At 60.5% G+C, this 23076-nt stretch carries 23 protein-coding genes; 13 read left to right on the top strand and 10 right to left on the bottom strand.

Annotation, left to right across the window (positions count from 1 at the left end; genetic code table 11):
- Positions 1–16 precede the first annotated feature (16 nt).
- Together gcl and ACVI1L_RS29520 are read right to left on the bottom strand one after the other, a co-directional pair.
- Positions 17–1804 carry a glyoxylate carboligase gene (gene gcl, locus ACVI1L_RS29525; RefSeq protein ID WP_168856846.1) on the bottom strand — a complete coding sequence of 596 codons (1788 nt, stop codon included), beginning with the start codon at positions 1802–1804 and terminating at the stop codon, positions 17–19.
- A 181-nt stretch (positions 1805–1985) separates the two neighbouring features.
- The gene (locus tag ACVI1L_RS29520) at positions 1986–2834 is read right to left on the bottom strand and encodes an IclR family transcriptional regulator (protein ID WP_253640158.1); all 849 of its coding nucleotides are present in this window, start codon (positions 2832–2834) and stop codon (positions 1986–1988) included.
- Positions 2835–3072: 238 nt separating this feature from the next.
- On the opposite strand from ACVI1L_RS29520, the gene ACVI1L_RS29515 reads away from it, so the two are divergent.
- From ACVI1L_RS29515 to pyk, 6 genes are all read left to right on the top strand, one after another.
- Positions 3073–3486 carry a CBS domain-containing protein gene (locus ACVI1L_RS29515; protein ID WP_057017285.1) on the top strand — a complete coding sequence of 138 codons (414 nt, stop codon included), beginning with the start codon at positions 3073–3075 and terminating at the stop codon, positions 3484–3486.
- A gap of 85 nt (positions 3487–3571) precedes the next feature.
- Positions 3572–4591, top strand: coding sequence for a 2-dehydropantoate 2-reductase (locus tag ACVI1L_RS29510; RefSeq protein WP_057017096.1), 1020 nt, complete (start codon positions 3572–3574; stop codon positions 4589–4591).
- Between the two features lie 5 nt (positions 4592–4596).
- Positions 4597–5379 carry a fumarylacetoacetate hydrolase family protein gene (locus ACVI1L_RS29505; protein ID WP_456784511.1) on the top strand — a complete coding sequence of 261 codons (783 nt, stop codon included), beginning with the start codon at positions 4597–4599 and terminating at the stop codon, positions 5377–5379.
- Between the two features lie 65 nt (positions 5380–5444).
- Complete coding sequence (gene oxlT / locus ACVI1L_RS29500) at positions 5445–6803, top strand: oxalate/formate MFS antiporter (RefSeq protein ID WP_229190205.1); 1359 nt, start codon at positions 5445–5447, stop codon at positions 6801–6803.
- Between the two features lie 30 nt (positions 6804–6833).
- Positions 6834–8129 (top strand): glycerate kinase type-2 family protein, encoded by a 1296-nt coding sequence (locus ACVI1L_RS29495; protein ID WP_456784510.1) that lies wholly within the window; start codon positions 6834–6836, stop codon positions 8127–8129.
- Between the two features lie 3 nt (positions 8130–8132).
- A complete protein-coding gene (gene pyk / locus ACVI1L_RS29490; protein ID WP_229190207.1) occupies positions 8133–9548 on the top strand; it encodes a pyruvate kinase in 1416 nt (471 codons plus the stop codon).
- Positions 9549–9629: 81 nt separating this feature from the next.
- On the opposite strand, the gene ACVI1L_RS29485 is transcribed toward pyk, so the two are convergent.
- Positions 9630–9839, bottom strand: a complete 210-nt coding sequence (locus ACVI1L_RS29485; RefSeq protein ID WP_092084574.1) for a hypothetical protein — start codon at positions 9837–9839, stop codon at positions 9630–9632.
- A gap of 114 nt (positions 9840–9953) precedes the next feature.
- Positions 9954–11201 carry a DNA polymerase IV gene (gene dinB / locus ACVI1L_RS29480; RefSeq protein ID WP_456784509.1) on the bottom strand — a complete coding sequence of 416 codons (1248 nt, stop codon included), beginning with the start codon at positions 11199–11201 and terminating at the stop codon, positions 9954–9956.
- Positions 11202–11619: 418 nt separating this feature from the next.
- Here dinB and ACVI1L_RS29475 point away from each other — a divergent pair, with 418 nt between their 5' ends.
- Together ACVI1L_RS29475 and ACVI1L_RS29470 are read left to right on the top strand one after the other, a co-directional pair.
- On the top strand, positions 11620–11886 hold the full coding sequence (locus ACVI1L_RS29475) for a hypothetical protein (protein ID WP_016846025.1): 267 nt from the start codon (positions 11620–11622) through the stop codon (positions 11884–11886).
- A 265-nt stretch (positions 11887–12151) separates the two neighbouring features.
- Positions 12152–13255, top strand: a complete 1104-nt coding sequence (locus tag ACVI1L_RS29470) for a hypothetical protein (RefSeq protein WP_456784507.1) — start codon at positions 12152–12154, stop codon at positions 13253–13255.
- Positions 13256–13343: 88 nt separating this feature from the next.
- On the opposite strand, the gene ACVI1L_RS29465 is transcribed toward ACVI1L_RS29470, so the two are convergent.
- The 4 genes from ACVI1L_RS29465 to ACVI1L_RS29450 all read right to left on the bottom strand — a co-directional run bounded on the left by ACVI1L_RS29465 (position 13344) and on the right by ACVI1L_RS29450 (position 15684).
- Entirely contained in the window at positions 13344–13769 is a 426-nt protein-coding gene (locus ACVI1L_RS29465) for a hypothetical protein (protein ID WP_456784505.1), read from the bottom strand.
- A gap of 13 nt (positions 13770–13782) precedes the next feature.
- Positions 13783–14400 (bottom strand): hypothetical protein, encoded by a 618-nt coding sequence (locus ACVI1L_RS29460; RefSeq protein ID WP_456784503.1) that lies wholly within the window; start codon positions 14398–14400, stop codon positions 13783–13785.
- 111 nt (positions 14401–14511) lie between these two features.
- Complete coding sequence (locus ACVI1L_RS29455; RefSeq protein WP_456784502.1) at positions 14512–15285, bottom strand: hypothetical protein; 774 nt, start codon at positions 15283–15285, stop codon at positions 14512–14514.
- Positions 15286–15432: 147 nt separating this feature from the next.
- Complete coding sequence (locus ACVI1L_RS29450; RefSeq protein WP_456784501.1) at positions 15433–15684, bottom strand: helix-turn-helix domain-containing protein; 252 nt, start codon at positions 15682–15684, stop codon at positions 15433–15435.
- A gap of 101 nt (positions 15685–15785) precedes the next feature.
- On the opposite strand from ACVI1L_RS29450, the gene ACVI1L_RS29445 reads away from it, so the two are divergent.
- Both ACVI1L_RS29445 and ACVI1L_RS29440 read left to right on the top strand, forming a co-directional pair.
- Positions 15786–16586, top strand: a complete 801-nt coding sequence (locus tag ACVI1L_RS29445) for a YqaJ viral recombinase family protein (RefSeq protein ID WP_456784500.1) — start codon at positions 15786–15788, stop codon at positions 16584–16586.
- A 10-nt stretch (positions 16587–16596) separates the two neighbouring features.
- On the top strand, positions 16597–17721 hold the full coding sequence (locus tag ACVI1L_RS29440) for an ERF family protein (RefSeq protein WP_456784499.1): 1125 nt from the start codon (positions 16597–16599) through the stop codon (positions 17719–17721).
- 113 nt (positions 17722–17834) lie between these two features.
- Here ACVI1L_RS29440 and ACVI1L_RS29435 read toward each other — a convergent pair whose 3' ends face one another.
- Complete coding sequence (locus ACVI1L_RS29435; RefSeq protein ID WP_456784498.1) at positions 17835–18077, bottom strand: transposase; 243 nt, start codon at positions 18075–18077, stop codon at positions 17835–17837.
- A gap of 632 nt (positions 18078–18709) precedes the next feature.
- On the opposite strand from ACVI1L_RS29435, the gene ACVI1L_RS29430 reads away from it, so the two are divergent.
- Entirely contained in the window at positions 18710–19933 is a 1224-nt protein-coding gene (locus ACVI1L_RS29430) for a glycosyltransferase family 87 protein (protein WP_456784497.1), read from the top strand.
- A 69-nt stretch (positions 19934–20002) separates the two neighbouring features.
- Here ACVI1L_RS29430 and ACVI1L_RS29425 read toward each other — a convergent pair whose 3' ends face one another.
- The gene (locus ACVI1L_RS29425; RefSeq protein WP_438079781.1) at positions 20003–20335 is read right to left on the bottom strand and encodes a DUF5658 family protein; all 333 of its coding nucleotides are present in this window, start codon (positions 20333–20335) and stop codon (positions 20003–20005) included.
- Between the two features lie 751 nt (positions 20336–21086).
- Between ACVI1L_RS29425 and ACVI1L_RS29420 the strand changes: the two genes are divergently transcribed.
- Both ACVI1L_RS29420 and ACVI1L_RS29415 read left to right on the top strand, forming a co-directional pair.
- The gene (locus ACVI1L_RS29420) at positions 21087–21887 is read left to right on the top strand and encodes a sterol desaturase family protein (RefSeq protein ID WP_456784496.1); all 801 of its coding nucleotides are present in this window, start codon (positions 21087–21089) and stop codon (positions 21885–21887) included.
- Between the two features lie 183 nt (positions 21888–22070).
- Positions 22071–23006: a phosphatase PAP2 family protein gene (locus tag ACVI1L_RS29415; RefSeq protein ID WP_456784495.1), complete on the top strand. Its 936-nt coding sequence runs from the start codon at positions 22071–22073 to the stop codon at positions 23004–23006.
- Positions 23007–23076: the final 70 nt, after the last annotated feature.

Genomic DNA, 23076 nt, shown 5'->3' with positions numbered 1-23076 from the left:
GCGATGAATGATGTGGTCAGGCCGGCAACAGCGTGCCGGATCGTGATGCGCTCGGCACGTCATCGAGCGGAAGATCGAGCACCTCTTCGAACTCGACGATGTTGTCGATCTCCGTTCCCATCGCGATATTGGTGACTCGCTCGAGAATGAACTCCACGACCACGGGCACGCGATGCTTCGCCATCAGCTCGCGTGCGGTCGCGAACGCCGCCTGCGCGTCGTTCGGATCGGTGACCCGGATCGCCTTGCAGCCCAAACCCTCTGCGACGGCCACATGGTCGACGCCGTAACCGCCGATCTCGGGCGCGTTGATGTTCTCGAACGAGAGCTGGACGTGATAGTCCATGTCGAAGCCGCGCTGCGCCTGCCGGATCAGGCCGAGATATGAATTGTTCACGACGACGTGGATGTAGGGCAGATTGAACTGCGCCCCGACCGCGAGCTCCTCGATCAGGAACTGGAAGTCGTAGTCACCCGACAGCGCGACGATGTCGCGGTCGGGATCGGCGGCACGCACGCCAAGCGCGGCCGGCAGTGTCCAGCCGAGAGGACCGGCCTGCCCGGCGTTGATCCAGTTGCGCGCATTGTAGACGTTGAGGAACTGGGCCCCAGCGATCTGCGACAATCCGATCACGGTCACGTAGCAGGTGTCGCGGCCAAAGGCCTTGTTCATTTCCTCGTAGACGCGCTGGGGCTTGATCGGGATGTTTTCGAAGTGGCTCTTGCGCAGCATCGAACGCTTGCGGTCGCGACAGGCGGCGGGCCAGGCCTGCCGATCGCGCAGCCTCCCGGACTTCCGCCACTCCCTGGCGACGCTCACGAACATTTCCAGCGCGGCCTTGGCGTCGGAGACGATACCGAGGTCCGGATTGAAGACCCGCCCGATCTGCGTCGGCTCGATGTCGACATGCACGAATTTGCGGCCCTTCGTGTAGGTCTCGATCGAGCCGGTATGCCGGTTGGCCCAGCGATTTCCGATGCCGAGCACGAAATCGGATTCGAGCATCGTGGCGTTGGCGTAGCGATGGCTGGTCTGCAAGCCGACCATGCCTGCCATCAGCGCATGATCGTCAGGAATAGCGCCCCAGGCCATCAGCGTCGGAACGACCGGAACGTTGACCGCTTCGGCAAAGGCGACCAGCAGCTCGGATGCATCGGCGTTGATCACGCCGCCGCCGGCCACAATCAGCGGCCGCTCCGCGGCGTTCAGCATCTCGAGTGCCTTCTCGATCTGCTTGCGCGTCGCCGTCGGCTTGTAGACCGACAACGGTGAATAGGTCTCGTCGTCGAACTCGATCTCGGCCAGTTGCACATCGAGCGGAAGGTCGATCAGCACCGGTCCCGGCCGCCCCGACCGCATGACATGGAAAGCCTGGCTGAACACGCGCGGCACCAGCGCCGGCTCGCGCACGGTGACGGCCCATTTCGTCACTGGTTTTGCGATCGACTCGATGTCGACGGCCTGGAAATCCTCCTTGTAGAGCCGCGCCCGCGGCGCCTGACCGGTGATGCAGAGGATCGGAATGGAATCAGCGATCGCCGAGTAGAGGCCGGTGATCATGTCGGTGCCGGCCGGACCCGATGTGCCGATGCAGACGCCGATATTGCCCGCCTTCGCCCTGGTATAGCCTTCCGCCATATGCGAGGCGCCTTCGACGTGCCGCGCCAGAATATGCTGGATCGAGCCGTTGCGCTTCAGTGCGGAGTAAAGCGGATTGATCGCTGCGCCGGGAACGCCGAATGCGCACGTGATCCCTTCGCGTTGGAGAATGCGCACTGCTGCATCGACTGCTCGCATCTTCATGTGATGATCCCGCTTCGCTATGAGTTGGCCTGAGCAGGATCATCAGGCCCGCGAGCATCGATCTCAACGCAATCGATTGGAATTTCCGCGCTGTGGCAACGCTCGCGATTTCTTGCGCGTCTTCAAACGATTAGCGTCAGCGTAGAAATGGAAATTGTTGCGGACGGAATTGCAGCCCGCCCTACGCCTGCGCTTGCTGCGTGCGGTTCCCGCGAAGTTCGGCCGTGAGTTCGGCTGCGATCCGATGCACGATCGTACCGATCTCGGGCAAGCGTTCGTTCGTCAGCCTGTCCGCCATGCCGGATACCGAGATTGCGGCATATGGCTCGTTGCAATCGTTGAAGACGACCGCGGCCACGCAGCGCAGGCCGAGGCGCGCCTCTTCATCATCCACCGCATAACCCTGACGCCGCACGCTCTCCAATTCCTTGAACAACTCGCCGGGCCGCACGATCGATTTTTCCGTCAGCCGCGGCATGCCCTGACGGCGAATGATCGCGTTGACGTCTGCATCGGAATAGGTAGCCAGCACCGCCTTGCCCACTCCCGAGGCGATCATCGCGACGCGTCCGCCGACCTTGGTCAGCGAGCGCATGATCTCACGGCTTTCAATGCGGGACACGACGATGATGGATTCATCGTCGACCACGGCAAGATTGGCCGTTTCCCGGGTCTGGTCGCGCAGCTTGCGCAGATAAGGCAGTGCCTGCGCGGCAAAATTCCGCCGGCGCACGAAGGTCGAGCCGACCACGAAGCTTTGCGCGCCGATGTGCCACTTGGATTCGTCGCGGTCGAATTGAACGAACCTGCGGTTCTCGAGCGTGGTCAGCAGCCGATGTACGGTCGAGGGAGACAGGCCGGTGCGGATCGCCAGATCGGTCAGCCGATAGCCTTCATCATCCTCTGCAAGTGTCTCCAGGATTTGCATGGCGCGATCAACGGACTGAACACCGCCGTCGCGCGCGTCCAGTTCCGGCTGCGCGCGAAGATCGGGATCGGACGGCTTGCGCCGGATCGGCTCTCTTTTCATCACGACCTGCCCCTAACCGGTTGCGGTTCAGAACGAAATTGCTCGTCGAGAGCGAGCCTTAGAATTGGCATATGGCATACCAAAAGGCCATGGAGTCAAGGCGACAATACTCACGAATAGGTCAGTATTTTTGCCATTATTCTTGGCAAATAGCTCGATTCTTTTATTTGACTTCTGGGATAATGTATACCACGATCGCTTCACAACGACCAAATCAAGCAACCGGGAGGACGATGCCATGTACGTCGGGGACATCCTTCGCGCCAACAATGCGCACGTGGTGACGATCGGCTCGAACGAAACCGTGAGCATTGCGGCGAACCTGATGTACGCGAGCAATGTCGGCGCCCTCGTGGTCAGGAACGCCTCGCGCAGCAAGGACGCCGCCGTGATCGGGATGTTCAGCGAGCGCGACGTCGTCGCTGTGATCGCCGAGCGCGGCACTAATGGTCTTGCGATGAAAGTCGCGCAATTCATCTCGCCGCGGCCGCTGCTGTCCTGCAATTCGCAAGATGCGCTCACGGATGTCGAGCGCCTCATGGCCCGTCATGGAATCCGCCATGTCCCCGTCATCGACAACGGCCGGCTCGTCGGCGTCGTGAGCATGCGGGACATCACCCTTGCTTTCGAGGAAGCCGCCTGCGCGGCCTGACAGACTTGCCCAAGGCCATTGCCACGCTACTCGGTTCGAGCCGCTGCGGCTCCTGCTGTGTCCCCACTCTGCTTGCGAGGATCGAATGAGAATCTGCATCTACGGCGCCGGCGCGATCGGCGGCTATCTCGGTGTCGAATTTATGCGTGCTGGTGCCGATGTCAGCCTGGTCGCGCGGGGTGCGCATCTCGCCGCAATGCGGCAGAACGGCCTGAAACTCCTGATCGGCGACGAGGAGCGCGTCGTGCATCCTCGCTGCACCGATAACCCCGCCGAACTCGGCGAGCAGGATTACGTCATCATTTGCCTCAAGGCGCATTCGATCACCGGTGTCATCGAGCCCATGCGGCCGCTGCTGGGCGATCGGACCCGCATCGTCACCGCCGTCAACGGCATTCCCTATTGGTATTTCCACAAGCACGGTGGTCGGCACGAAGGATCGACGCTCGAGAGCATCGATCCTGGCGGTCAGCAGTGGAACGAGCTCGGCCCCGAGCGCGCGATCGGCTGCGTGGTGTACCCCGCCACCGAGATCGAGGCGCCCGGCGTGATCCGCCATGTCTACGGCAACAACTTTCCGCTGGGCGAGCCCTCCGGCGAGATCACATCCGACGTCCAGAAACTTTCCGAGCTGTTCGTGGCCGCGGGCATGAAAGCTCCGGTCCTCGACCGTATCCGTGACGAGATCTGGCTCAAGCTGTGGGGCAACGTCTGTTTCAACCCGATCAGCGCCCTCACCCACGCGACGCTCGACGTGATCTGCAGCAATCCGGGCACGCGCGCGCTGTCCCGGGCGATCATGCTGGAGGCCCAGGCGATCGCGGAAAGCCTCGGCGTCAAGTTTCGGGTCGATGTCGAACGCCGCATCGAAGGTGCGCGCAAGGTCGGCGCGCACAAGACCTCGATGCTGCAGGATCTCGAGCGCGGACGTCCGGTCGAGATCGATCCGTTGATCACCGTGGTGCAGGAGATGGGCCGGATGACAGGAATCGCGACGCCCGCCCTCGATGCGGTGCTGGCCCTGGTCGCGCAGCGCACCAGGCTGGCCGGCCTCTATGACGGGGCGGCCGGCGCCGCAGCAGCAGAAACGCTGGCGGTGGCGTGATCCCGATGGCCAATGTTACGCGCTGGGTCCGCTTCCGCCACCATGCCGAAATCGGCTTCGGGCAACTCATTCCATCCGGCATCTCCGTGCACGAAGGGGACATGTTCGGCGACATGCGACCGACTGGACAAACGCTGGCGCTGGACAACGTCGAGCTGCTCGCCCCGACGCAACCGAGCAAGGTCATCGCGCTCTGGAACAATTTTCACGCACTTGCGGAGAAGCTGAAATCACCTGAGCCTGCCGAACCGCTGTACCTGTTGAAGGCGCCGACCAGCGTCACCGCGCCTGGTGCCGTCATCAGGCGTCCCTTGGGCTATGATGGCAAGACGACCTACGAAGGTGAACTCGGCATCGTCATCGGCAGGAGCTGCACGGCGGTCGCGCCCGAGCAGGCCGACGCCTTCATCTTCGGCTACAGCTGCACCAACGACGTCACCGCCGCGGACATCCTCAATCGCGACCCGACCTTCCCGCAATGGGCGCGGGCCAAGGGCTTCGATGGATACGGCCCGTTCGGCCCCGTGATTGCGTCAGGCCTCGACCCCGCACGCCTCGTGGTGCGCACCATTCTGAACGGCGTCGAGCGCCAGAACTACCCGATCGCGGACATGATCTTCAGCGCACAGACGCTGGTCAGCAAGATCTCGCACGACATGACGCTGTTGCCGGGCGACCTGATCTGCTGCGGGACATCGATTGGCGTCGGGGTGATGAAGGAGCCCGTCAACACGGTCACCGTCGCGATCGACGGAATCGGCGAGTTGACCAACGAATTCCGTCAGTAGGCTGCGGCGGGACGACAACCCGACGCAGCCGGCCCAAACGACGATTATCTGCCTTAGGAGCGTACATGATCTCCACCAACCCGGCATCATCGCCCGGCGGCTTCCGCTGGCTGCAACTGGCGATCGGCATCGTCTGCATGGCGATGATCGCCAACCTGCAATATGGCTGGACGCTGTTCGTTGATCCGATCGACGCGAAGTTTCACTGGGGCCGTCCGGCCATCCAGCTCGCCTTCACGATTTTCGTGATGACGGAGACATGGCTTGTGCCGGTGGAGGCCTGGTTCGTGGACAAATACGGCCCCCGCATCGTCATCATGTTCGGCGGGCTGATGATCGGGTTGGCCTGGATCATGAACTCATACGCCTCCTCTCTCGTCACGCTTTATGCGGCAGCTGTCGTCGCGGGCATCGGTGCCGGCGCCGTCTACGGCACTTGCGTCGGCAATGCCCTGAAATGGTTTCCGGACCGGCGCGGCCTGGCCGCAGGAGCAACCGCCGCCGGGTTTGGCGCCGGTGCGGCCCTCACCGTCGTACCGATTGCCAACATGATTGCCGCCAGCGGCTACCAGAGCACCTTCCTGACCTTCGGGATCGGACAAGGCCTCATCGTCATCCTGCTGGCCTGGTTCGTCCGGCCACCGCATGGCGTCGAAGCACCCAGGAAAAAGCGTCTCAATCTGCCGCAGAGTGCGATCGACTACACTCCGCCCCAGGTGTTGCGCACCCCGGTCTTCTGGGTCATGTACGTGGTGTTCGTCATGGTGGCTTCCGGCGGCTTGATGACCGCCGCGCAAATCGGGCCGATCGCCCATGACTTCAAGATCGCGGACACGCCGGTCACCCTGGCGGGCTTCCAGATGGCGGCACTGACGTTTGCCATCTCGCTCGATCGCGTCTTCGACGGTTTCGGCCGTCCGCTCTTTGGCTGGGTCTCCGACAATATCGGGCGCGAGCACACGATGTTCATCGCGTTCGCGACAGCGGCGCTGATGTTGCTGACGCTGTCCACCTACGGTCACATTCCGGTTGTCTTCGTGCTGGCCACGGCGATCTATTTCGGCGTCTTCGGCGAAATCTACAGCCTGTTTCCCGCGACGTCGGGCGACACGTTCGGCGCCAAATATGCAACCACCAACAACGGCATGCTCTACACGGCGAAGGGCACGGCGGCGCTGCTCGTGCCGCTCGCGAGCATCATCTCTTCCCAGCTCGGCTGGCAGGCCGTGTTCATCGTCGCGGTTGCACTCAATGCGACCGCTGCCCTCACCGCGTTGTTCCTGATCAAGCCGATGCGGCGCGCGTTCATTCTCGGCAGTGAAGCGACGGCAAGTGCCGCAATCGCTCGCGCAAAGGTCTTTCCCGGTGAAGGCGGTCGACTTGAGGCACCCATGTCTTACGACCGTCTCGAGAAGGCGCCATAACAAGAGACCTATCGGCCGGAGCGCAAGCGATTGAACGACAGATGGACGGATGTGCGGGCTCGGACCGCCCTGCGGCGAATCTTCGACGCCGCCATCGCGAGCGCCGATCCGAGGATCACGATTGCCGACGCCCTGCCGGCAAAGCCGAGGGGCAGATGCATCGTCGTCGGCGCGGGTAAGGCGTCGGCGGCAATGGCTGCGGGCCTCGACGCGGCATGGCCTGACGTCGCGCTTTCCGGCGTCGTCGTCACGCGCCACGGCCATTCGGTTCCAGCCGGCCGTATCGAAGTGCTCGAAGCGTCTCACCCCGTGCCGGATGACACGAGCAGGACCGCGGCCCTTCGCATGCTGCGCGCCGTCGAGGGGCTTTCTGCAGACGATCTCGTCATCGCCCTGATGTCCGGCGGTGGCTCGGCGCTGATGACCCTGCCGGCATCTCCGATGACTCTCGCCGACAAGCAGGCGGTCAACCGGGCACTCCTTGCAAGCGGCGCGACGATTGCCGAGATGAACGTCGTCCGCAAACATCTGTCCGCGATCAAGGGCGGTCGGCTGGCGCTGGCCGCCCGTCCCGCCCGCGTCACGACCCTTGTGATCTCAGACATTCCCGGCGACGATCCCGCGGCGATTGCCTCCGGTCCCTCGCTGCCGGACAGCAGCACGAAAGCCGCTGCGCTGGAGATCGTTGGCCGCTTTGCAATCGACCTGCCGGAAGCGGCGCGGCTTGTGCTCGAACAAGCGGACGAGACACCCAAGCCCGGCGAGATCGATGCTGATGTCCGCATCCTTGCCGCTCCATTCCATGCGCTTGACGCTGCGGCCAGCGCCGCCCGGGACGAAGGCCTGACGCCGATCATCCTTGGAGACGCGATCGAGGGCGAGGCACGGGAACTCGGAACCGTGATGGCCGGCATCGCCCGGTCGGTCGCGAGATATGCGCAGCCGGGCCCTGCCCCCGCGGTGCTGCTGTCCGGAGGCGAGACGACAGTGACGATCGGGCGCGGGCCGGCGGGACACGGCGGCCGCAACACCGAATTCCTGCTGGGGCTTGCCGTCGCCCTGTCCGGCGCATCCGATATCTGGGCCGTTGCGGGCGACAGCGATGGAATTGATGGAACGGAAGATGCGGCTGGCGCTTTGATCGGTCCGGATACGCTGCGGCGCGCCGCCGCGAATCTGCTTGACGCACGAGCGTACCTGGCTGCTCATGACAGCTACACGTTCTTCGACCGCCTTGGAGACCTCGTGCGCACCGGGCCGACGCTTACGAACGTCAATGATATCCGTGCCGTGCTGATCGCAGCCGGCCAGCCACCGACGAGGTGATTCATGCGTCGTCATCGACGAGCCAAGATCGTTGCAACCGTTGGTCCAGCAAGCAGTTCCCCCGAGATGCTCGAGGCACTGCTGCTGGCGGGCGTCGATACGTTCCGCCTGAACTTCAGTCATGGAACACAGAGCGATCACGCACGCATTCACGCGGCGATCCGAAAGCTGGAACAGGACGTCGGCCGGCCGATCGGCATCCTGATGGACCTCCAGGGCCCGAAGATCCGCGTCGGCACCTTGCGCGATGGAAAGATCGCCGCAATGGCCGGAGAGACCATTCGGTTCGTCTTGTCCGGATCGGAAGGCGACCGAACCGCAATTCCCCTCCCGCATCGGGAGATCTTTGCCGCCGTTGCCCCCGGCCATGACCTTCTGATCGACGACGGCAGGGTCCGCGTTCGCGTTACCGGGCTCGGTGACGATTTCATCGAAGCCAAGGTGATCGTCGGCGGCACGATCTCGAATCACAAGGGCGTCAATCTGCCGGGTACGGTCCTCGATCTTTCACCGCTGACCGCGAAGGATCGCCTCGATCTGGAGTTCGGCCTGAAACTTGGCGTGGATTGGGTTGCGCTGTCGTTCGTGCAGAAGCCCTCGGATATCATCGAAGCGAGAGGCCTCGTCGGGGACCGTGCCGGCCTGATGGCCAAGATCGAGAAACCTGCCGCGCTCGAACGGATCGACGATATCATCCAGCTGTGCGACGCCATCATGGTTGCGCGGGGAGATCTCGGCGTCGAAATCCCGCATGAGGACGTGCCGGGGCGCCAGAAGGAGTTGGTGCGGGCCTGCCGTCTCGCGGTGAAGCCCGTGATCGTCGCCACGCAAATGCTGGACTCGATGGTCGCCGCCCCTACGCCGACGCGCGCGGAAGTCTCCGACGTTGCGACCGCCATCTATGACGGCGCAGACGCCGTGATGCTGTCGGCGGAGTCCGCGACAGGCCGATATCCGCGCGAGGCGGTCGAGATGATGGACCGCATTATCCGCAGCACCGAACAACACAAGATGTACCGCTCGATCGTCGAGGCGACCCAGCCCGGCGAAGAGCAGACGCCACCGCATGCCGTGGCCACGGCAGCGGCCGATCTCGCCTCCGTCGTTCACGCCGCGGCCATTGTGGCCTACACCTCGAGCGGCACCACGGCCGCACGCGTCGCGCGCAAGCGGCCGAGCCGCCCGATCCTCGCCATCACCCCAAGCCGCGAAGTGTCCCGCCGCTTGTGCCTGCTTTGGGGCGCTCACAGCGTGCTTTCCGACGACGTTCAGAGCTATGAGGAGATGGTCGAGCGCGCAACCACATTCGCGCAAGCAGAGCAGTTTGCATCGAGCCGCGATCTGCTGGTCGTGGTCGCCGGCATTCCCTTTGGACAAGCGGGAACGACCAACAATCTACGGGTCGTATCGCTGCCCTGAGAGAACCGTCGGCCCGAGCGATTGCATCATCAGCGCACCGCGCGGCAAGGCGAACGCGACGGTCGCGCGCATCCCGATCGCCTAGGTCAGCATCGAGATGATCGACTGAAGCTGATCGGATGCCGACGTCACGAGCCCGTCGAACGATGTCTGGCCGTGAGCTGCGGCTCGCAGGATGCATTCCGCAACAGCGGCCTTGAGACCGAACACGGATTGATCCGCCGGTACGCTTGCCATGACCGCATCCAACGCATCGCGCATCGTCTGGATCAGTTCGGCGCTGTGCTTCATGGCTGTCCCTCCGCGGGCTCAAAATAAGCCGGCCGTACAGGGTCGCCACTCACAAGCGCGCGATTCCAAATTGCCTTTTCTTAATGCAGTGACAGATACGTGAACCGGCGAACGCTAGAGCTCTCTCTCGGCAAGCTTGCGAAACGCGTCGGGCACCGAATGAACCGCCTCCTGCGCCGCTGAACCATATCCGATCGCCTCCCAGCCAAAGCGATCGCGGATCTTGTCGATCGCACGGTCCGCCGCCCAGCGGGCCATCCCTGTCCGACTTCCAGGCCGAAGCGCTTCGTCCTCCAGTCCGAGTGGAAGCTCCAGTGCAAGATCCCAATGCTCCTCGAGATGCGAAACCGAGATCGCCAGCAGCGAGATGATCTTCTCGCCGGGATGGTCAGCAAGAGCCGCGCGCACCAGATTCTCGGCGAGCCGCGCCAGCACGATGGTCGTGCACACCGGCGCATCGAGCGTCATCGAGCGCGTCACCGACTTCAGGTCGGCGAAACGGACGCGCACCGTCACGGTTCGTCCAGGCCGTGATTTCGCCCGAAGCCGCGTGGCGACGCGGTCGGCGAGATGAAGCAGCGTGGGCCGGATGACTTGCTCGATCGCAGGCTTTCGGCCAAGCGCCGATTGTGCCCCCGCCGATCGTGCGCGCCGGTGTGGCTTGAGCTGTCGCGGATCACGATTCCAGGCCAGCGCGGCGAGTTTCTCGCCCGCTGCCGGACCGAGCAAGTGCGTCAGCGACCGTTCCGACAGTTTGGCGAGCTGACCTATCGTCGCTACGCCGATCGCGTCCAACCGGGTCCTCGTGACCGGCCCTACTCCCCACATCAACTCGACCGGCAATTCGTGAAGGAAGCTCAGCTCGGCGTCGGGATCAACGACGACAAGTCCATCGGGCTTTGCGACCTGCGAGGCGATCTTCGCCAGATGCTTGGTGCGGGCGACGCCGACCGAGATCGGAAGGCCGAGCTCGCTGCGTACGCGCCACCGGATCGACGCGGCTATTTCGGCAGGCGTTCCGAACAGGTGAGTGCAGCCGGCAACGTCCGCAAACGCCTCGTCGATCGAAATTCGCTCGACCAGCGGCGTGAAGTCGCCGATCACCTTGATGGCCGCGTCACCCAACCGCTGGTAATCGCTGAAATGGCCGCCGACGAAAACGAGTTGCGGGCACAGTTGGCGCGCTTCCCGCCCCGACATGCCGCCATGCACTCCGAAGGCCTTGGCCTCATAGGACGCCGCCAGCACAACCCCGCCCCCGACGGCGATCGGCTTGCCGCGCAGCGACGGCTCGAGCAGCTGCTCGACCGATGCGTAAAATGCATCCAGGTCCGCATGAAGGATGGTGGCTGCGGCTGCCATCTCGACCCGTTCATCCCTGACCCGACCGAAGCCGCCCATCTCCGGACGTGGAAATTGACAATAGAACAAAATAGGAACAATCTGAAATCGAGTCAATCCAGCATGTCATCGCGGCCGCTGGCGCCGCGAACGACGCCGGGTCGTCAACACGCGTTGCCACGCCGCGTGCTTGCCGCGCGAGGGGCCTGTCGGCGCTCCCTTCAGCCGGCTTCGCCCGATCGCCCCCGATCTCGGCCCGCGGGAGATCGAAGTGGGAGTTGCTGCGAGGCATCAACGCAAGGCACATCGGCGGATCGTTCGAGATGCATGACGGCGGCTTCTGCGATGCACGACCGCAGCTTGCGCGTATTGCCGCACCAGCTCGCTCATCAGCCGGCTGACTTTGCCGCGCAGGGCTTTTTCGGGTAGATATTTTGCAATGACCGACCAATCTCATCAGGTGGACTTCCAAGCTGCGGCCCACCTTTACAAATGGCCTTCTCTCAACAACTCGAGGCGAGAGGATCGCGCGCCCTATATGGTCGTCAACGGAACGCTCGACCAATGCATTCGGGATTTCATGGGCAAGCCCGAGAAGACGCGACATCTTTACGAGATCCGGACCAAGTCGCAGCCTCCCCTCGTCCCCGACGTGCTGTCACCCGAGCATGTGATCGAGCTTTCCAGGCTTCGCGAGTTTCTCTGAGGCGCGCAACGAACGCGATCCCGACGCGTGTCGTTTGCGGGCCGACTTATCCATCTGTCGTAGGTCTGGTGCCGGATTGTTTGCCCCTTGGCGAGCCGGTACACTTGCTTGACTCCCTGACCGACCGACGTCCGCGCCGGCATGATTGATCCGCTTCGACCCCGCTGAGGCTCGCACGTCGCCTGCAGGGGAGCGGAACGGCGGCACGGCCGGTTGATGGGGCATCGCGAGGCGCCGCATGAGGTTCAATCTGGCGATCCTGAGTGTGCTGGCCGCAAGGCCCGGGCAGCGGATCGCGATCGACGAGGTAAGCCGCGAGGTCAAGCGCATGATCGCGGCCGGCGATGAAGCCACACAGTCGAAGCGGCCGTCCGAGCTTGGCGATGCCGACGTCTTCCAATCGGGATGGGCATCGATCAACGACGCGGGCCTGCAGATCACCGATTCGGGGCTCTCGCTGTGGCGCTCGCTTGAAGCCGCCCGCATCGAACACGGACCCGATCAACAGGAAACGGAACGATTGGACGCCGCTGCGACCGACACGCGCCATTACGTTGCGGATACTGCGATCGACCGCCCCGACGACGTTGATCTCGAGCTCCCCGGTATGACGCGCGAGGACCACGACGACCGCCAGCCATCCGGCGCGGGCCGTTCGGCTACCGCTCCCGGCATCCCCTCGGCGCACTCTCCGGTCGTCCCTGCGCCTGCACTCGGCGCCTTTCAAGAGGCGAACCGGGTGGTGGCTGCGCGGCTGTCCGGTCTGGTCAGCTTGCTCGGCACGATCAAGCCGAAATTCGCCGCCGCGCGGCGACGGCGACCCGCGGAGGATGTCGGGGATCGTCGTGCCGATCGTCGAGGCGGATTGACGGGGCTGGCGGTAGCGTGCCTCAGCCTGATCTCGGTCGTCGCTTGCGTTGCCGCCGCGATTGCACTTGGTCAGCTCTCTTCGCTGAAGTCGGACATTACCGCGTTGCGACGCGAGATCGCGCCGCTGAGGGAACGCCTCACCAGACTCGAACAGGTCGAAGTCGCAAGACGCGAGGCTGCCCAGCAGCAAGATGCGCAAGACAAGGCCGAGGCGGAAAAGAAGCTGCCTGACGGCGCGGGCGAACAGGCCGCGCTCAGCCTCTCGCGTGAAGAGATTCAGTTGATAAGAGAGTACATCAAGGCAGCGCCTTCGGCCGGCGCAGCAGTCGCGCCGATCAACGTCGGCGATCCCGTCACCGGCGGAATGATTCCGCTGCCGTCGTCGTTGACGGAAAAAGTGCCGCGGCTTCTCGGTGCGAGATTCGCCACCCGCAACGGCGCCATCGTCATCAGCACACGAAACAGCCGCCGCATCGATGCCGTGCTGATGCCGAACTAAGTGAACCCCAACTCGTAATCTCAAGTTACTCGCGCCTAGCAGCAAGTATGGATCTGCGCCCCCCGGCGAGATCAAAATTCGAGGATTGTTAAGGCACTCTTGCCAATTGGGTTCGTTCTGCCAAATTTTGCAGTTCAGTCAAAGGCTCCGTTTGGCCGGCCTCCTTTTTGAGCCAGGAGTACGTGCGACGCTCGTACCATTCGAGTGCGCCAAGCCTCCTTATGGCAGCATTGACAGCATGGGGTTCGGCTTGGCGAAGCAAATCTTCAATTTCAGCTAGAATTTTCCTTCGCGCGTCGTCAATTTGACGCACCCTATGCGAGGTGGCAACGGTGCCTGCGCATTCCAAGCTTGAATTTACCTGATCAGTCGCAGCGGCAAAATCCTTCGTCGTAGATGCTAATCCGTGGCGAATGGCATTCATTCGTGAACGCGCTTTGCCTTCTCTTGTACGGGGCCCAGTGCTCTTGAGCGCGTTGCGCCGGTTCGCTTCGATCTGCTTTTGGCTGGCCACGAGTCCTGCCCGATCAGTTTGAGGGTCGCTGTTCGGCGCGCATCAAATACCGAGCCTCCAGCTCTTTGGCTATATTTTGCAGACGCTTTTCCTTTGAAGCGATCATCTTCTCGAGCGTTGCCAATGACGGCAGGGAAAGAATGAACGCCTCTCCCTCGACCGCATGCGGCCCAAAGCCCGCCGATTCAAAATCTTTGGACGACTTCTCCTTGTGCTTCGGGTCCGCATAATACTTGTCTGCGTCGAGATGACACTTCGCTCTCACACCAGCGGCCGCGTCGGCTACGGCGGCGCCGGGGTGAGTCTTCTGCAGCATAGTTTCGACGGCTGGGCGTTCCTGCAGACGCATGATTGTAACCTTCATACGTTCGTACCGCATGATCTCAGCCGTCAACGTCGTCGCCCGGCAGACCATCCAGTATTCAGCTTCGGTTTCCGCTTTGCCAGCACGGGTCTGTTCATAGGAGCGAAAGATCTCGATTAATTCTAATCGGCTTTCACCCGGCAACAGAGGTGGGTTTTTGAGCCAGGCCCGCACAAAAAGCGGAACGCCTTCGACGGCGTCTTTCTGGCTTTCGGCCTTTTGCTGGATGTCTTGGTCGTCTGGCTTTTTCGGCTGATCAACCGGCATTTGCTTTCTCCTAAACATGGCTGGCACCAAGTGCGCAGCTCAGCTGGATAAAAGCAGTTCAATTGTATTTCTCGAAGAACTTTGCCGTGGGAGAAAGTGGGCGGCCTTGATCTATTTGACTGATGAAGGCCTCTTGCTCGCGAACCGGACGACCGAATCAATGGTAACTGGGGCAAGGTTATGTTCGCGGAGGTACTGCTGCAACGGAGGCAATACAAGTTCGAGGAACTCTTTAAATTGGCCTACCTCGACGTAAACGACCTCTCCCTTGTACATTTTTGAAGACTTGCGACGACGTACAATGGGGCGACCGGTCGAACGAAAAATGTTGCCCATCTGCTCGGCAATGAGACGGTTGGCGGAGTTGTTTGGGCGTCCCAGAGAGCAGGCTTCGTCGATGCGGCGCATCGCTGTCCGAGCGGCCTGCTTGACGCTGGCTTCGCTTGGGGTCTCGAGCGGATAGTGGCAACTGATTTGCTCGCCGCCCCAGACGTCCATCGCGAAGGTGCCCGGTTTTTCCTCACCGCGCTGATAATTGCCAGCAATGACCCATAGGACGTCCGCCGGAAGCGTACCAGAAAAGTAGCGGGAAGGGTCTTTTGCAACTTTCTGAAGGGTGGCGAGCAGTATTCGCTCGGGCATGGACTCACTAAGCATGGCTGCTTCCACCAGCGCTCTCAGGACCGGTTTCAACTCTTCTTCTTCGCCCTCGGTGAGTTCGCCGTCCCTCTCCGAGCCGGGGATTTCGAGGTCGCGCGCGGCATAATAACCCAGCTTGGCAAGAATAGCCCTAGCTTGAGGTTTCAACGCCTCAGCCATGATCGCCCAGACTTCTTGCAGAGGTGTTGCAGATTCGACGAGTTGAGCTTTGTGACGCGCGGGCATGCGGTGAACCGGAAAAATAGATGATGCATTTGCTGTCACCAAACTCGGCTAAACTGCGGCACCCGGGGCTTATCCACGATTGTTTCGCTCGCTCCCTGCCTTCTCGGAGACATGTTCGGCGACAATCGAGGACCTCAACCGCGAATTCTACCTCTTTTCTTTCTCGTCTCTTGGCTTCGTGAGGCGCACTCCTGGTCCGCCGCCGTTCTCGTCGATGAACTCGACTCCCCCAGCTTCTAATGCGTGGCGCAACGCCTCGATCGTGCGCTCCTTTAATTCTTCTCCGCGCTCAAACCTAGCGACGGTGTCGATCGACACCTTGGCCGCCGCGGCAAGTTCTCGAACGCCCAATCCCAGAGCAGCCCGGGCCATGCGGCACTGAACAGGCAAAAAAATCATAACAATGAACCGATTTCAGTTGCAATCTCTGTTTTTCCCTTTATCGTATTCATGTACTGTTTTCGTATCAAAAACATGATTATTCGATTGGAGGAGTGGACATGCAAGCTCGAATGGTACCTGATTCAACAGAAAGACGCAGTTTTATAGGCGGGTCTGACGCACGCACAATCATGGGTGATGATGAAGCCGCCCTGCTTCGTCTCTGGCGTGAAAAGCGGGGCGAAGCCGAGCCGGCGGATTTGTCAGCCAACTTGATCGTACAACTCGGCACCGCAACCGAGCAGCTTAACCGACACTGGTACGAGAAGAATACCGGTCACGTCGTAACTGACGTTCAGCGGCGGGCATTTCATCCGGTCAAGCGCTGGATGGCGGCAACTCTCGACGGCATGGTGGAGGACACTGGCGCGGTATTCGAAGCGAAGTTCATGCTCCCATGGTCGTTCTCGGAAGAGAGTGCGGCGGAAAAGCACATGGCGCAATTGCAGCACAACATGTGGGTCACGGCGTCACGAACTTCGGCACTATCGATCATAACCGGCGGCGGCAGATGGGTGGAGATGACCATTCCCGCCGATCCCCTGTACCAACACTTGCTGCTAACGGCGGAAAAGAAGTTTTGGCGCTGTGTCGAGACCGGCGAGCGCCCTCAGCTGTTCGGCATCGAGCCGCCGCGACCTCGGATTGATGCAGTCCGCACGGTCGATATGAGCGCCTCCAATGCCTGGGCGGCGTTTGCCGGGGTCTTTCATCGGACCCGTTCGGCCTATCTCGAGCACGATGCCGCAAAGTCTGAGCTGAAGAAGCTGATCCCAGAAGATGCCAAGGAAGCGAGCGGTCATGGACTGAGGGCCACGCGCTCGAAATCCGGTTCAATCAGCTTTCATGTTGTGGACTAAGGAGTCGGCCATGCAACAGTCTAGCGAAACGATCGGCGCAATAGCCAGCGCATTGGCCAAAGCTCAGCTGGAGCTTTCCAACCCTGAGAAGGCGCTTACTGCAACTATCCCTGCAGTCTTTCCGCGCGAAGAGGCTCGCAACTTCAGGTACGCCTCATTGGCAAGTGGATTGGATTTGGTCCGCAAGTGCTTAGGGAGCCATGAGATTGCGACGGTGCAAACGACAGGTATCGACCAAGCGACGGGCCTGGTTCGTTTGACGACGCTCCTCGCGCATTCCTCCGGAGAATGGATGTCTTCGGAGTGGCCGGTGTGTGCTGTCAGTGAAATCAATGCTCCACACCGGATGGGAACCGCCCTCACATATGCCCGGCGATACGCTCTCTTCGCCCTTGTCGGCATCGCGGGCGAGGACAACTTGGATGCGCCGGATGCCACAGCGCCCCCTCCGCCCCTCGAGTTTCGAGCTGGCAATCGGCCCGACGTCAAAGGAAACAAAAGCGCTACGCAGCGGCCTCCGATACTCAGCTTGGATCAATCGGTCCAGCTAATGGAGCAGATGTTGGCGGAACTCGGTTGCTTAACGAGTGAGAACGACCTCCTCGCCTGGGCTCAAGCCGGACTACCCAGAAAGAACACCCTCCTAGTGGCAGATGCACGCACCCTTGAGTCTGCCTACCTTGAGAAGTTGGCAGCCCTATCGAAGGCGCTTCCTGACATAAGCGATAGCTTGAAGCCGGCTGCTTCCGTCCAGGACACCCCAAGCGATGCTGAGCTTGCATTTCCCAAAGAACCCGTGCGCAAGCGCAGTAAAGCCCACTTGCTGTTTGTCCGCGACCAGTCTTGTCTCGTTTGCCGGCAGAGCCCGTGCGATGCCCACCATTTGAAGTTCGCTCAACCCAAGGCTCTCGGCCGCAAGGTCAGCGACGAGTACACCGTGCCATTGTGCCGCGCCCATCACCACGAGCTGCATCGGCAGGGTAATGAAAGGGCCTGGTGGGCCAACCTGAAGATCGAGCCATTGCAAGTGGCGCAAGACTTGTGGGCGACAAGTTCGATCCACAGTCCGCTCACCGCCGCCGTCGTCAGCGCGGCCCCTCCCTCACGCCTGAGGTCGGACGCTACAACACGATGAACGGGCCATTCCAAACCCGCAAGATCTGACCCCAAGACCCCAATAACGTTGCCGGTCGAGTTTTGAGGTGTTGGCGCCGTTCCCTGCTGCTTCCCAGTGAATGTCTTGACCAGTCACGCGCTACGGCGGGTGATCTCCGAAGCCTGGTCCGCCGGCGTCGGCGCCGCCTGCGTCGTCGGGCGCCGTGCGGCCGATGCCGGCTCCTGCCGGAGTTTCTCCACCCAGCGCCGCAATACCGAGTCGCGCAAACCGAGTTCCTTGCCGACCGCCGTGATCGACCAGCCGCTTGATACCACCAGCTCAGCGGCCTGCCGCTTGTACTCCTCAGTAAACGACCGACGTTGACGCTCTTGCATCCGACACCTCCGGGCTCTTAGAGCCTACTACAGGTGTCCACTCATTCGGAGGAGGTTCAGTCACCTAAGGGGCATGGATCGAGACCTCGTCTGAGAGACTCAGACGACCCTGCCCGCCGGTGGGATGCAAGCCGGGTTTTTACGGGGCTCCGAGCATTTAATGCTACGGGCGGGCATTCAGATTGGGGGCTTGTCAGGAAGACGATTGGTCGGTTTATTGAAGGAATTGCAGTTAGTTGATTTTTTTGTCCAGAGCACCGTTTGATGAAAGCAATTGCCGGTTACGTTTCGCTGAAGGATCGCGAAGAGCTGAACAATCTTAAATACCATCGCCAACAATTGTTGGATTACGTTCGAGTATACAGCGTCCCTGGTTTTCAAATCATCGGTCGTGAGCGAGACCTTCGGCGAAGAGATTGAACTCATCGAAACAAGCATTGGCGCGGTTCGATGCGGAGACCGAACCTTGTCATCAGCGAGGAGCTCGAGGCCATAGGGACATTGAGACTGATTCGAGCGTTCTCGAAAGTCAAAGGTCTCGAGTTTATCGCGGAGTTTGTCGAGGCTGCATTGCTAGCCGCCGCGCTAGTATCGCAAGCCTCCCTTTTGGGAAGTCATTAAGGGATCAATCGATGTTTCGTGACATGTCCTGGCTCTCCGGTCGGCGAGCCGGGTTGTACGGAAGTGGCATCGCAATTGCATTGGTCATCATCTTTGCAAGACATATTCTGATCTACTACCGCGGGGGCGGTTACGACGAGGGCGGCAACCTATTCGGCGCCGATTTCACGACGTTCTGGGCGGCTTCGCTTCAGATCCACTCCGGCCACACCGCTGAGGTCTACGTGCCTGAGCTACATCAGGCTATCGAACAACAGTATTTGCGAAACGGATACGAGGCCTTCTTCTATCCGCCGACAATGCTGATCTTGTGCATTCCTCTTGCAATTGTACCGTATTTCGCTTCTTACCTTGCATTTCTGGGCGCTACGTCGGCGCTTTTCGTCGCAAGTATCTGGCGCATCCTGCGGTCACCATGGACCCTGATTGCGATCCTCGCTTATCCGCCGGTCTATTTTAACATCGTGGCTGGTCAGAACGCCTTTCTGACCACGGCAATTCTCGGATGCGGTCTCGGCCTCATGAACCGGCGACCCGGCTTGGCGGGCGCAGTTCTTGGGCTGATGGTGATCAAGCCACATCTGGCGCTAGCCGTGCCGATCGCGCTTATCGCGACAGCCCGCTGGCGGACCTTGGCGTGGGGCGGGATCTCGTCGGTTTTGCTCGTCGTTCTGTCGTACCTCCTGTTTGGGTTAGATACGTGGCTCAATTTCCTCGACGTCTCACGCTCGGCGCGCCAGACGCTCGAGAACGGTGATGTCGGGTTCTGGCGGCTGCAGAGCATCTTCGCAACTATGCGATTGCTCGGAGCCGACGTCAGCACAGCCTTCCTCACCCATGGCCTTGCTTCACTTGGTGTGATCGGCGCGCTTGTCTGGACGTTGCGCCAGAAGACTAGCGCCGCGGCCGAACGTTCGATCATCGCGCTTGCGTGCCTTCTGATCACTCCGTTCTCGCTGTTTTACGACATGCTCATCATGGCGCTCCCATTGGCCTGGATGTTGCGCGAGTGGCAGAAGACCGGCTTTCCAGCCTGGTCGAAAGCGGTGATTAGCTTGACGTTCCTTGCTCCGATGGTCTTCTATCTGCCGGTCATCTATGGATTCTCCATCGGAACGTCACTGCCCTATGGTGCGCCTATCGCGGCTCTGTTCGGATGGTTTCTGGTCAGAGAGACGATAATGGCTCCAGACCACGCGAGTGCGCCCCCCAGCTGTATCAAGGCACAACTCTAATTGGCGGCGATCCTCGCGCCACCGGCCAGCCAGCTCGCCAATTGTGCGGCGATCGGCGAAGCGACCGGTTCAGTTCGCGCCGGCGACGATGAGGACGAGGTTGTTCAGTACGGGCGTGGAGCAGAAGGCCACCACAAGGGCCACGTTGTAGACGTTCTTGCTGCGCCAAAGCAGCCACGTCACGAGAAGCGTCAAACCGAGCTTGGGAATGAGCCACCAGACGCCGAGCCAGGTCTGCGCCAGACTCATGAACGGATTCAGTTCGCCCATCCCGAGATCCAGGATCACATTCGTTGTCACGAGGTCGGCGCACCCCAGCAGCAAGCAGAACAGTAACAAGAGTGCCTTAGCACAGTTCCTCTTGTTGAGGCCCTCGATGCTGAAAATGCCCGGCTTGGTCATGTCAAAGGATCCTGAGCGACGGCAGTGTTAAATCGGATCAAAACGATGCAATGAGGAGGGTCTACGAGAAGAATCTTTATATTCCCTCAAGCCTTGAGACGTTCACCCGAGGCCGAGGCCGGCACTGAAATGGTGCCTCTCCGGATTTGCTCCGAACGACCGGCTTGATCACCGATCGCAGCGGGCGAACCACATCCTGCTGCGGACTTCCTGGGCTGGCAGCCACTTCGATGATCGTCCCTGGCGTCGTTGACATGGCGGGGTTGACATGGCGGGCGAGCGGCGCCGCTCTAGAATCTTGACTGCGTCTCACCGCGGTATGCCACAAGCACGGATCGGCCAACGCGCCGGCATAGACAGACCGTTGTCTGACGCGAGGCGCCGCCCCCTGAACAAATCAGGAACATTGCACAGTGTCTGCGACCCTCAAGTTGACCTTCATGCCGGCTCCTCTTCTCGGCGAAGCCGCCTCAAACACGTATGGTTAAAATGAGCTCTCTCCATAAGGTCCACAAGGAGAGGGTGCTCGTCGAACGGCCTACTTCAAAGGACGTTGGCGTCCCAAAGCAGGGCCAATTCCCGCAAAAGTCGCAGTTGCGCTCACTGAACGTTTAAGGAAAAATAGCCTTCAATATCTATTGGAAATGATTTTCTGGAACATTGCCTGTTCCTCTATTTGAATTTTCATTTTCTGCTGGCGAAATCAGATTGCCCCGCCAGAGACTCAGATTGAATCGGCGAGTCGTTCATCATGTCGAGTGAGATCGCAAATGTCGCGTTTCTCGCGGCGGTGTTTGTAGGCGTCATCTACGGCAGTCGCATCTTGGAGAAAAGGTGGCCCATTGCGGACGTCCCCTACTCCGAATTCCGTGATGATTGGCTCGCCGTTATTGTGAGCATCGGACTGGCGAAACTGCTCGCTCCGATCGCAGCAATGATTGCGGGTAAGATAGCTAGCTTTACCGGGATTGGCTGGGTTCGGTTACCAACCGAAGGCTACTGGTGGTACGCCTCTCTTGGATTCGTTGTAGTCGCGATGGATCTCTACAAATACACATTCCATCGCCTCCAGCATGCGATCCCGTTCCTTTGGTCGATGCATTCGTTCCATCACAGCGCAAACGCCATTACCTTCATTACCGGTGCCCGACACTTTTGGCTCGAGCGCGTGCTGTCGGACGCCTTTCTTCCAATTCTGGCGATCCTGCTTCAGGTCCCTCCAGATATGGCAATCGTCTCGGCATTCATCTTTTTTCTTCCTGACGCTTGTGCTCACCTGAACGTGCGGGTCCCGCTCGGTCGGTTTGTAACCTGGATCAACAACCCGCAATGGCATCGCATCCACCACTCGAACCTAATGGAGCATCGGGACAAGAACTTTGCCTCCTTCTTGCCGCTCTGGGACATTCTGTTTGGCACGGCACATGTGCCAAAACCAGACGAGTATCCTGCAACGGGACTAGTGCCAGCTGAGCGAGTGGACATCGTCAATAGCGTGATCTGGCCAATCCGACATCTCCGGCATCGAGAGTCCAAGAATGAATTGGGTTAAAGTTCTTCTGGTGCCCTTCTGCGTGTTCCTGGGCACGAGAGCCTTGTCTCCGCAAGGAGATCTCGGACGAGTTGAACCCCTTCACGCGGCCGGCTTAGACATGGTTGAGCATATGGTGGCCTATCTGCAAGCTCAGTTTGACGTTTTTCGTGACGTAGCAATTTTTCAAACGGGCTGATTTCAATGAATTATTCGGAATGCGTTGAGCAGAAAGCACCAAGTTTGGTACGAGCTCATGGCCAAGAATCTGCCGAAGCGGTGCACTTTTGGCTGATCATCGGAGCGATGACGGCGGTCGCCGCATTAGGCCTCTATCTGTCGAATACGCAGATCTCGCTCGGCTTCCCAATTTGCTTCGGCTTCCTCGGGCTTGTTGGCCTCAACCTGTTTTACACCAAGATCAGGAAGAACCCGCTCTTTGCTTCAATTGCCCTGACGTGCGCGCAGCTGGTTGCATTCACTAACGTAGCCATCGTTCTGAGCTACCTTGCTGCCGCTCGACGCCTTCCCTTGGTCGACAATGCATTGGCCGCCATGGATGACGCGGTCGGATTCGATTGGGTATCGCTATTTACATGGTCGAAGATCGAGCATCCGACAATCGGCTGGATGCTCGATCTGATCTACGACACCATGATCATTCAGGTTTTCATCCTGCTTATTGTGCTGTACTCGAGCAAAAGGCTCTTTCAAGCCCGAACATTCAGTTGGCTGTTTGCCGTAACTCTGCTCATCGTCATCCCGATATCGATGGTGCTCCCTGCGGAAGGCGCTTGGGCGCACTACGGTGTGGCACATCTGACAAGCGCCTACTACCTGCCTGACTTCTACGCCATCCGTTCCGGATCGATGCATGTCATCGATATGGCCAAGGTTACTGGCATCATCCAGTTTCCCTCGTTTCACGCCGCTCTTGCCTTGATCTTGATTCTCTCGAGCAGGGGAACGTTCCTGTTTCCCGTTTATCTTCCTCTGAACGTCCTGATGATCTTCTCGGCGCTCACTGCCGGTGGTCACTACCTGACGGATATCGCCTTTGGACTTGCGACCGTGCCAGTCGCCGTTCTCGTGCTGCGACTAACAGGTCGCACAGCCGGCCCTCGCCTTCCGATGCCATGAAATCCCTGCCAGCAGCAAGCGATCGCAGGCCGGCATTGTCATCGATGTACAATGGACGCTCTCCGGGATG

Source organism: Bradyrhizobium sp. USDA 4516 (genome assembly GCF_054055915.1).
Note: the sequence above shows the minus strand (reverse complement) of the source record. Positions and strands in the feature narration are given on the sequence as shown.

Coding starts and splice junctions, on each gene's coding strand:
- gcl (WP_168856846.1), bottom strand. CDS start 1,804: ATGAAGATGCGAGCAGTCGATGCAGCAGTGCGCATTCTCCAACGCGAA.
- ACVI1L_RS29520 (WP_253640158.1), bottom strand. CDS start 2,834: ATGAAAAGAGAGCCGATCCGGCGCAAGCCGTCCGATCCCGATCTTCGC.
- ACVI1L_RS29515 (WP_057017285.1), top strand. CDS start 3,073: ATGTACGTCGGGGACATCCTTCGCGCCAACAATGCGCACGTGGTGACG.
- ACVI1L_RS29510 (WP_057017096.1), top strand. CDS start 3,572: ATGAGAATCTGCATCTACGGCGCCGGCGCGATCGGCGGCTATCTCGGT.
- ACVI1L_RS29505 (WP_456784511.1), top strand. CDS start 4,597: ATGGCCAATGTTACGCGCTGGGTCCGCTTCCGCCACCATGCCGAAATC.
- oxlT (WP_229190205.1), top strand. CDS start 5,445: ATGATCTCCACCAACCCGGCATCATCGCCCGGCGGCTTCCGCTGGCTG.
- pyk (WP_229190207.1), top strand. CDS start 8,133: ATGCGTCGTCATCGACGAGCCAAGATCGTTGCAACCGTTGGTCCAGCA.
- ACVI1L_RS29485 (WP_092084574.1), bottom strand. CDS start 9,839: ATGAAGCACAGCGCCGAACTGATCCAGACGATGCGCGATGCGTTGGAT.
- dinB (WP_456784509.1), bottom strand. CDS start 11,201: ATGGCAGCCGCAGCCACCATCCTTCATGCGGACCTGGATGCATTTTAC.
- ACVI1L_RS29475 (WP_016846025.1), top strand. CDS start 11,620: ATGACCGACCAATCTCATCAGGTGGACTTCCAAGCTGCGGCCCACCTT.
- ACVI1L_RS29460 (WP_456784503.1), bottom strand. CDS start 14,400: ATGCCGGTTGATCAGCCGAAAAAGCCAGACGACCAAGACATCCAGCAA.
- ACVI1L_RS29455 (WP_456784502.1), bottom strand. CDS start 15,285: ATGCCCGCGCGTCACAAAGCTCAACTCGTCGAATCTGCAACACCTCTG.
- ACVI1L_RS29450 (WP_456784501.1), bottom strand. CDS start 15,684: ATGATTTTTTTGCCTGTTCAGTGCCGCATGGCCCGGGCTGCTCTGGGA.
- ACVI1L_RS29445 (WP_456784500.1), top strand. CDS start 15,786: ATGCAAGCTCGAATGGTACCTGATTCAACAGAAAGACGCAGTTTTATA.
- ACVI1L_RS29440 (WP_456784499.1), top strand. CDS start 16,597: ATGCAACAGTCTAGCGAAACGATCGGCGCAATAGCCAGCGCATTGGCC.
- ACVI1L_RS29435 (WP_456784498.1), bottom strand. CDS start 18,077: ATGCAAGAGCGTCAACGTCGGTCGTTTACTGAGGAGTACAAGCGGCAG.
- ACVI1L_RS29430 (WP_456784497.1), top strand. CDS start 18,710: ATGTTTCGTGACATGTCCTGGCTCTCCGGTCGGCGAGCCGGGTTGTAC.
- ACVI1L_RS29425 (WP_438079781.1), bottom strand. CDS start 20,335: ATGACCAAGCCGGGCATTTTCAGCATCGAGGGCCTCAACAAGAGGAAC.
- ACVI1L_RS29420 (WP_456784496.1), top strand. CDS start 21,087: ATGTCGAGTGAGATCGCAAATGTCGCGTTTCTCGCGGCGGTGTTTGTA.
- ACVI1L_RS29415 (WP_456784495.1), top strand. CDS start 22,071: ATGAATTATTCGGAATGCGTTGAGCAGAAAGCACCAAGTTTGGTACGA.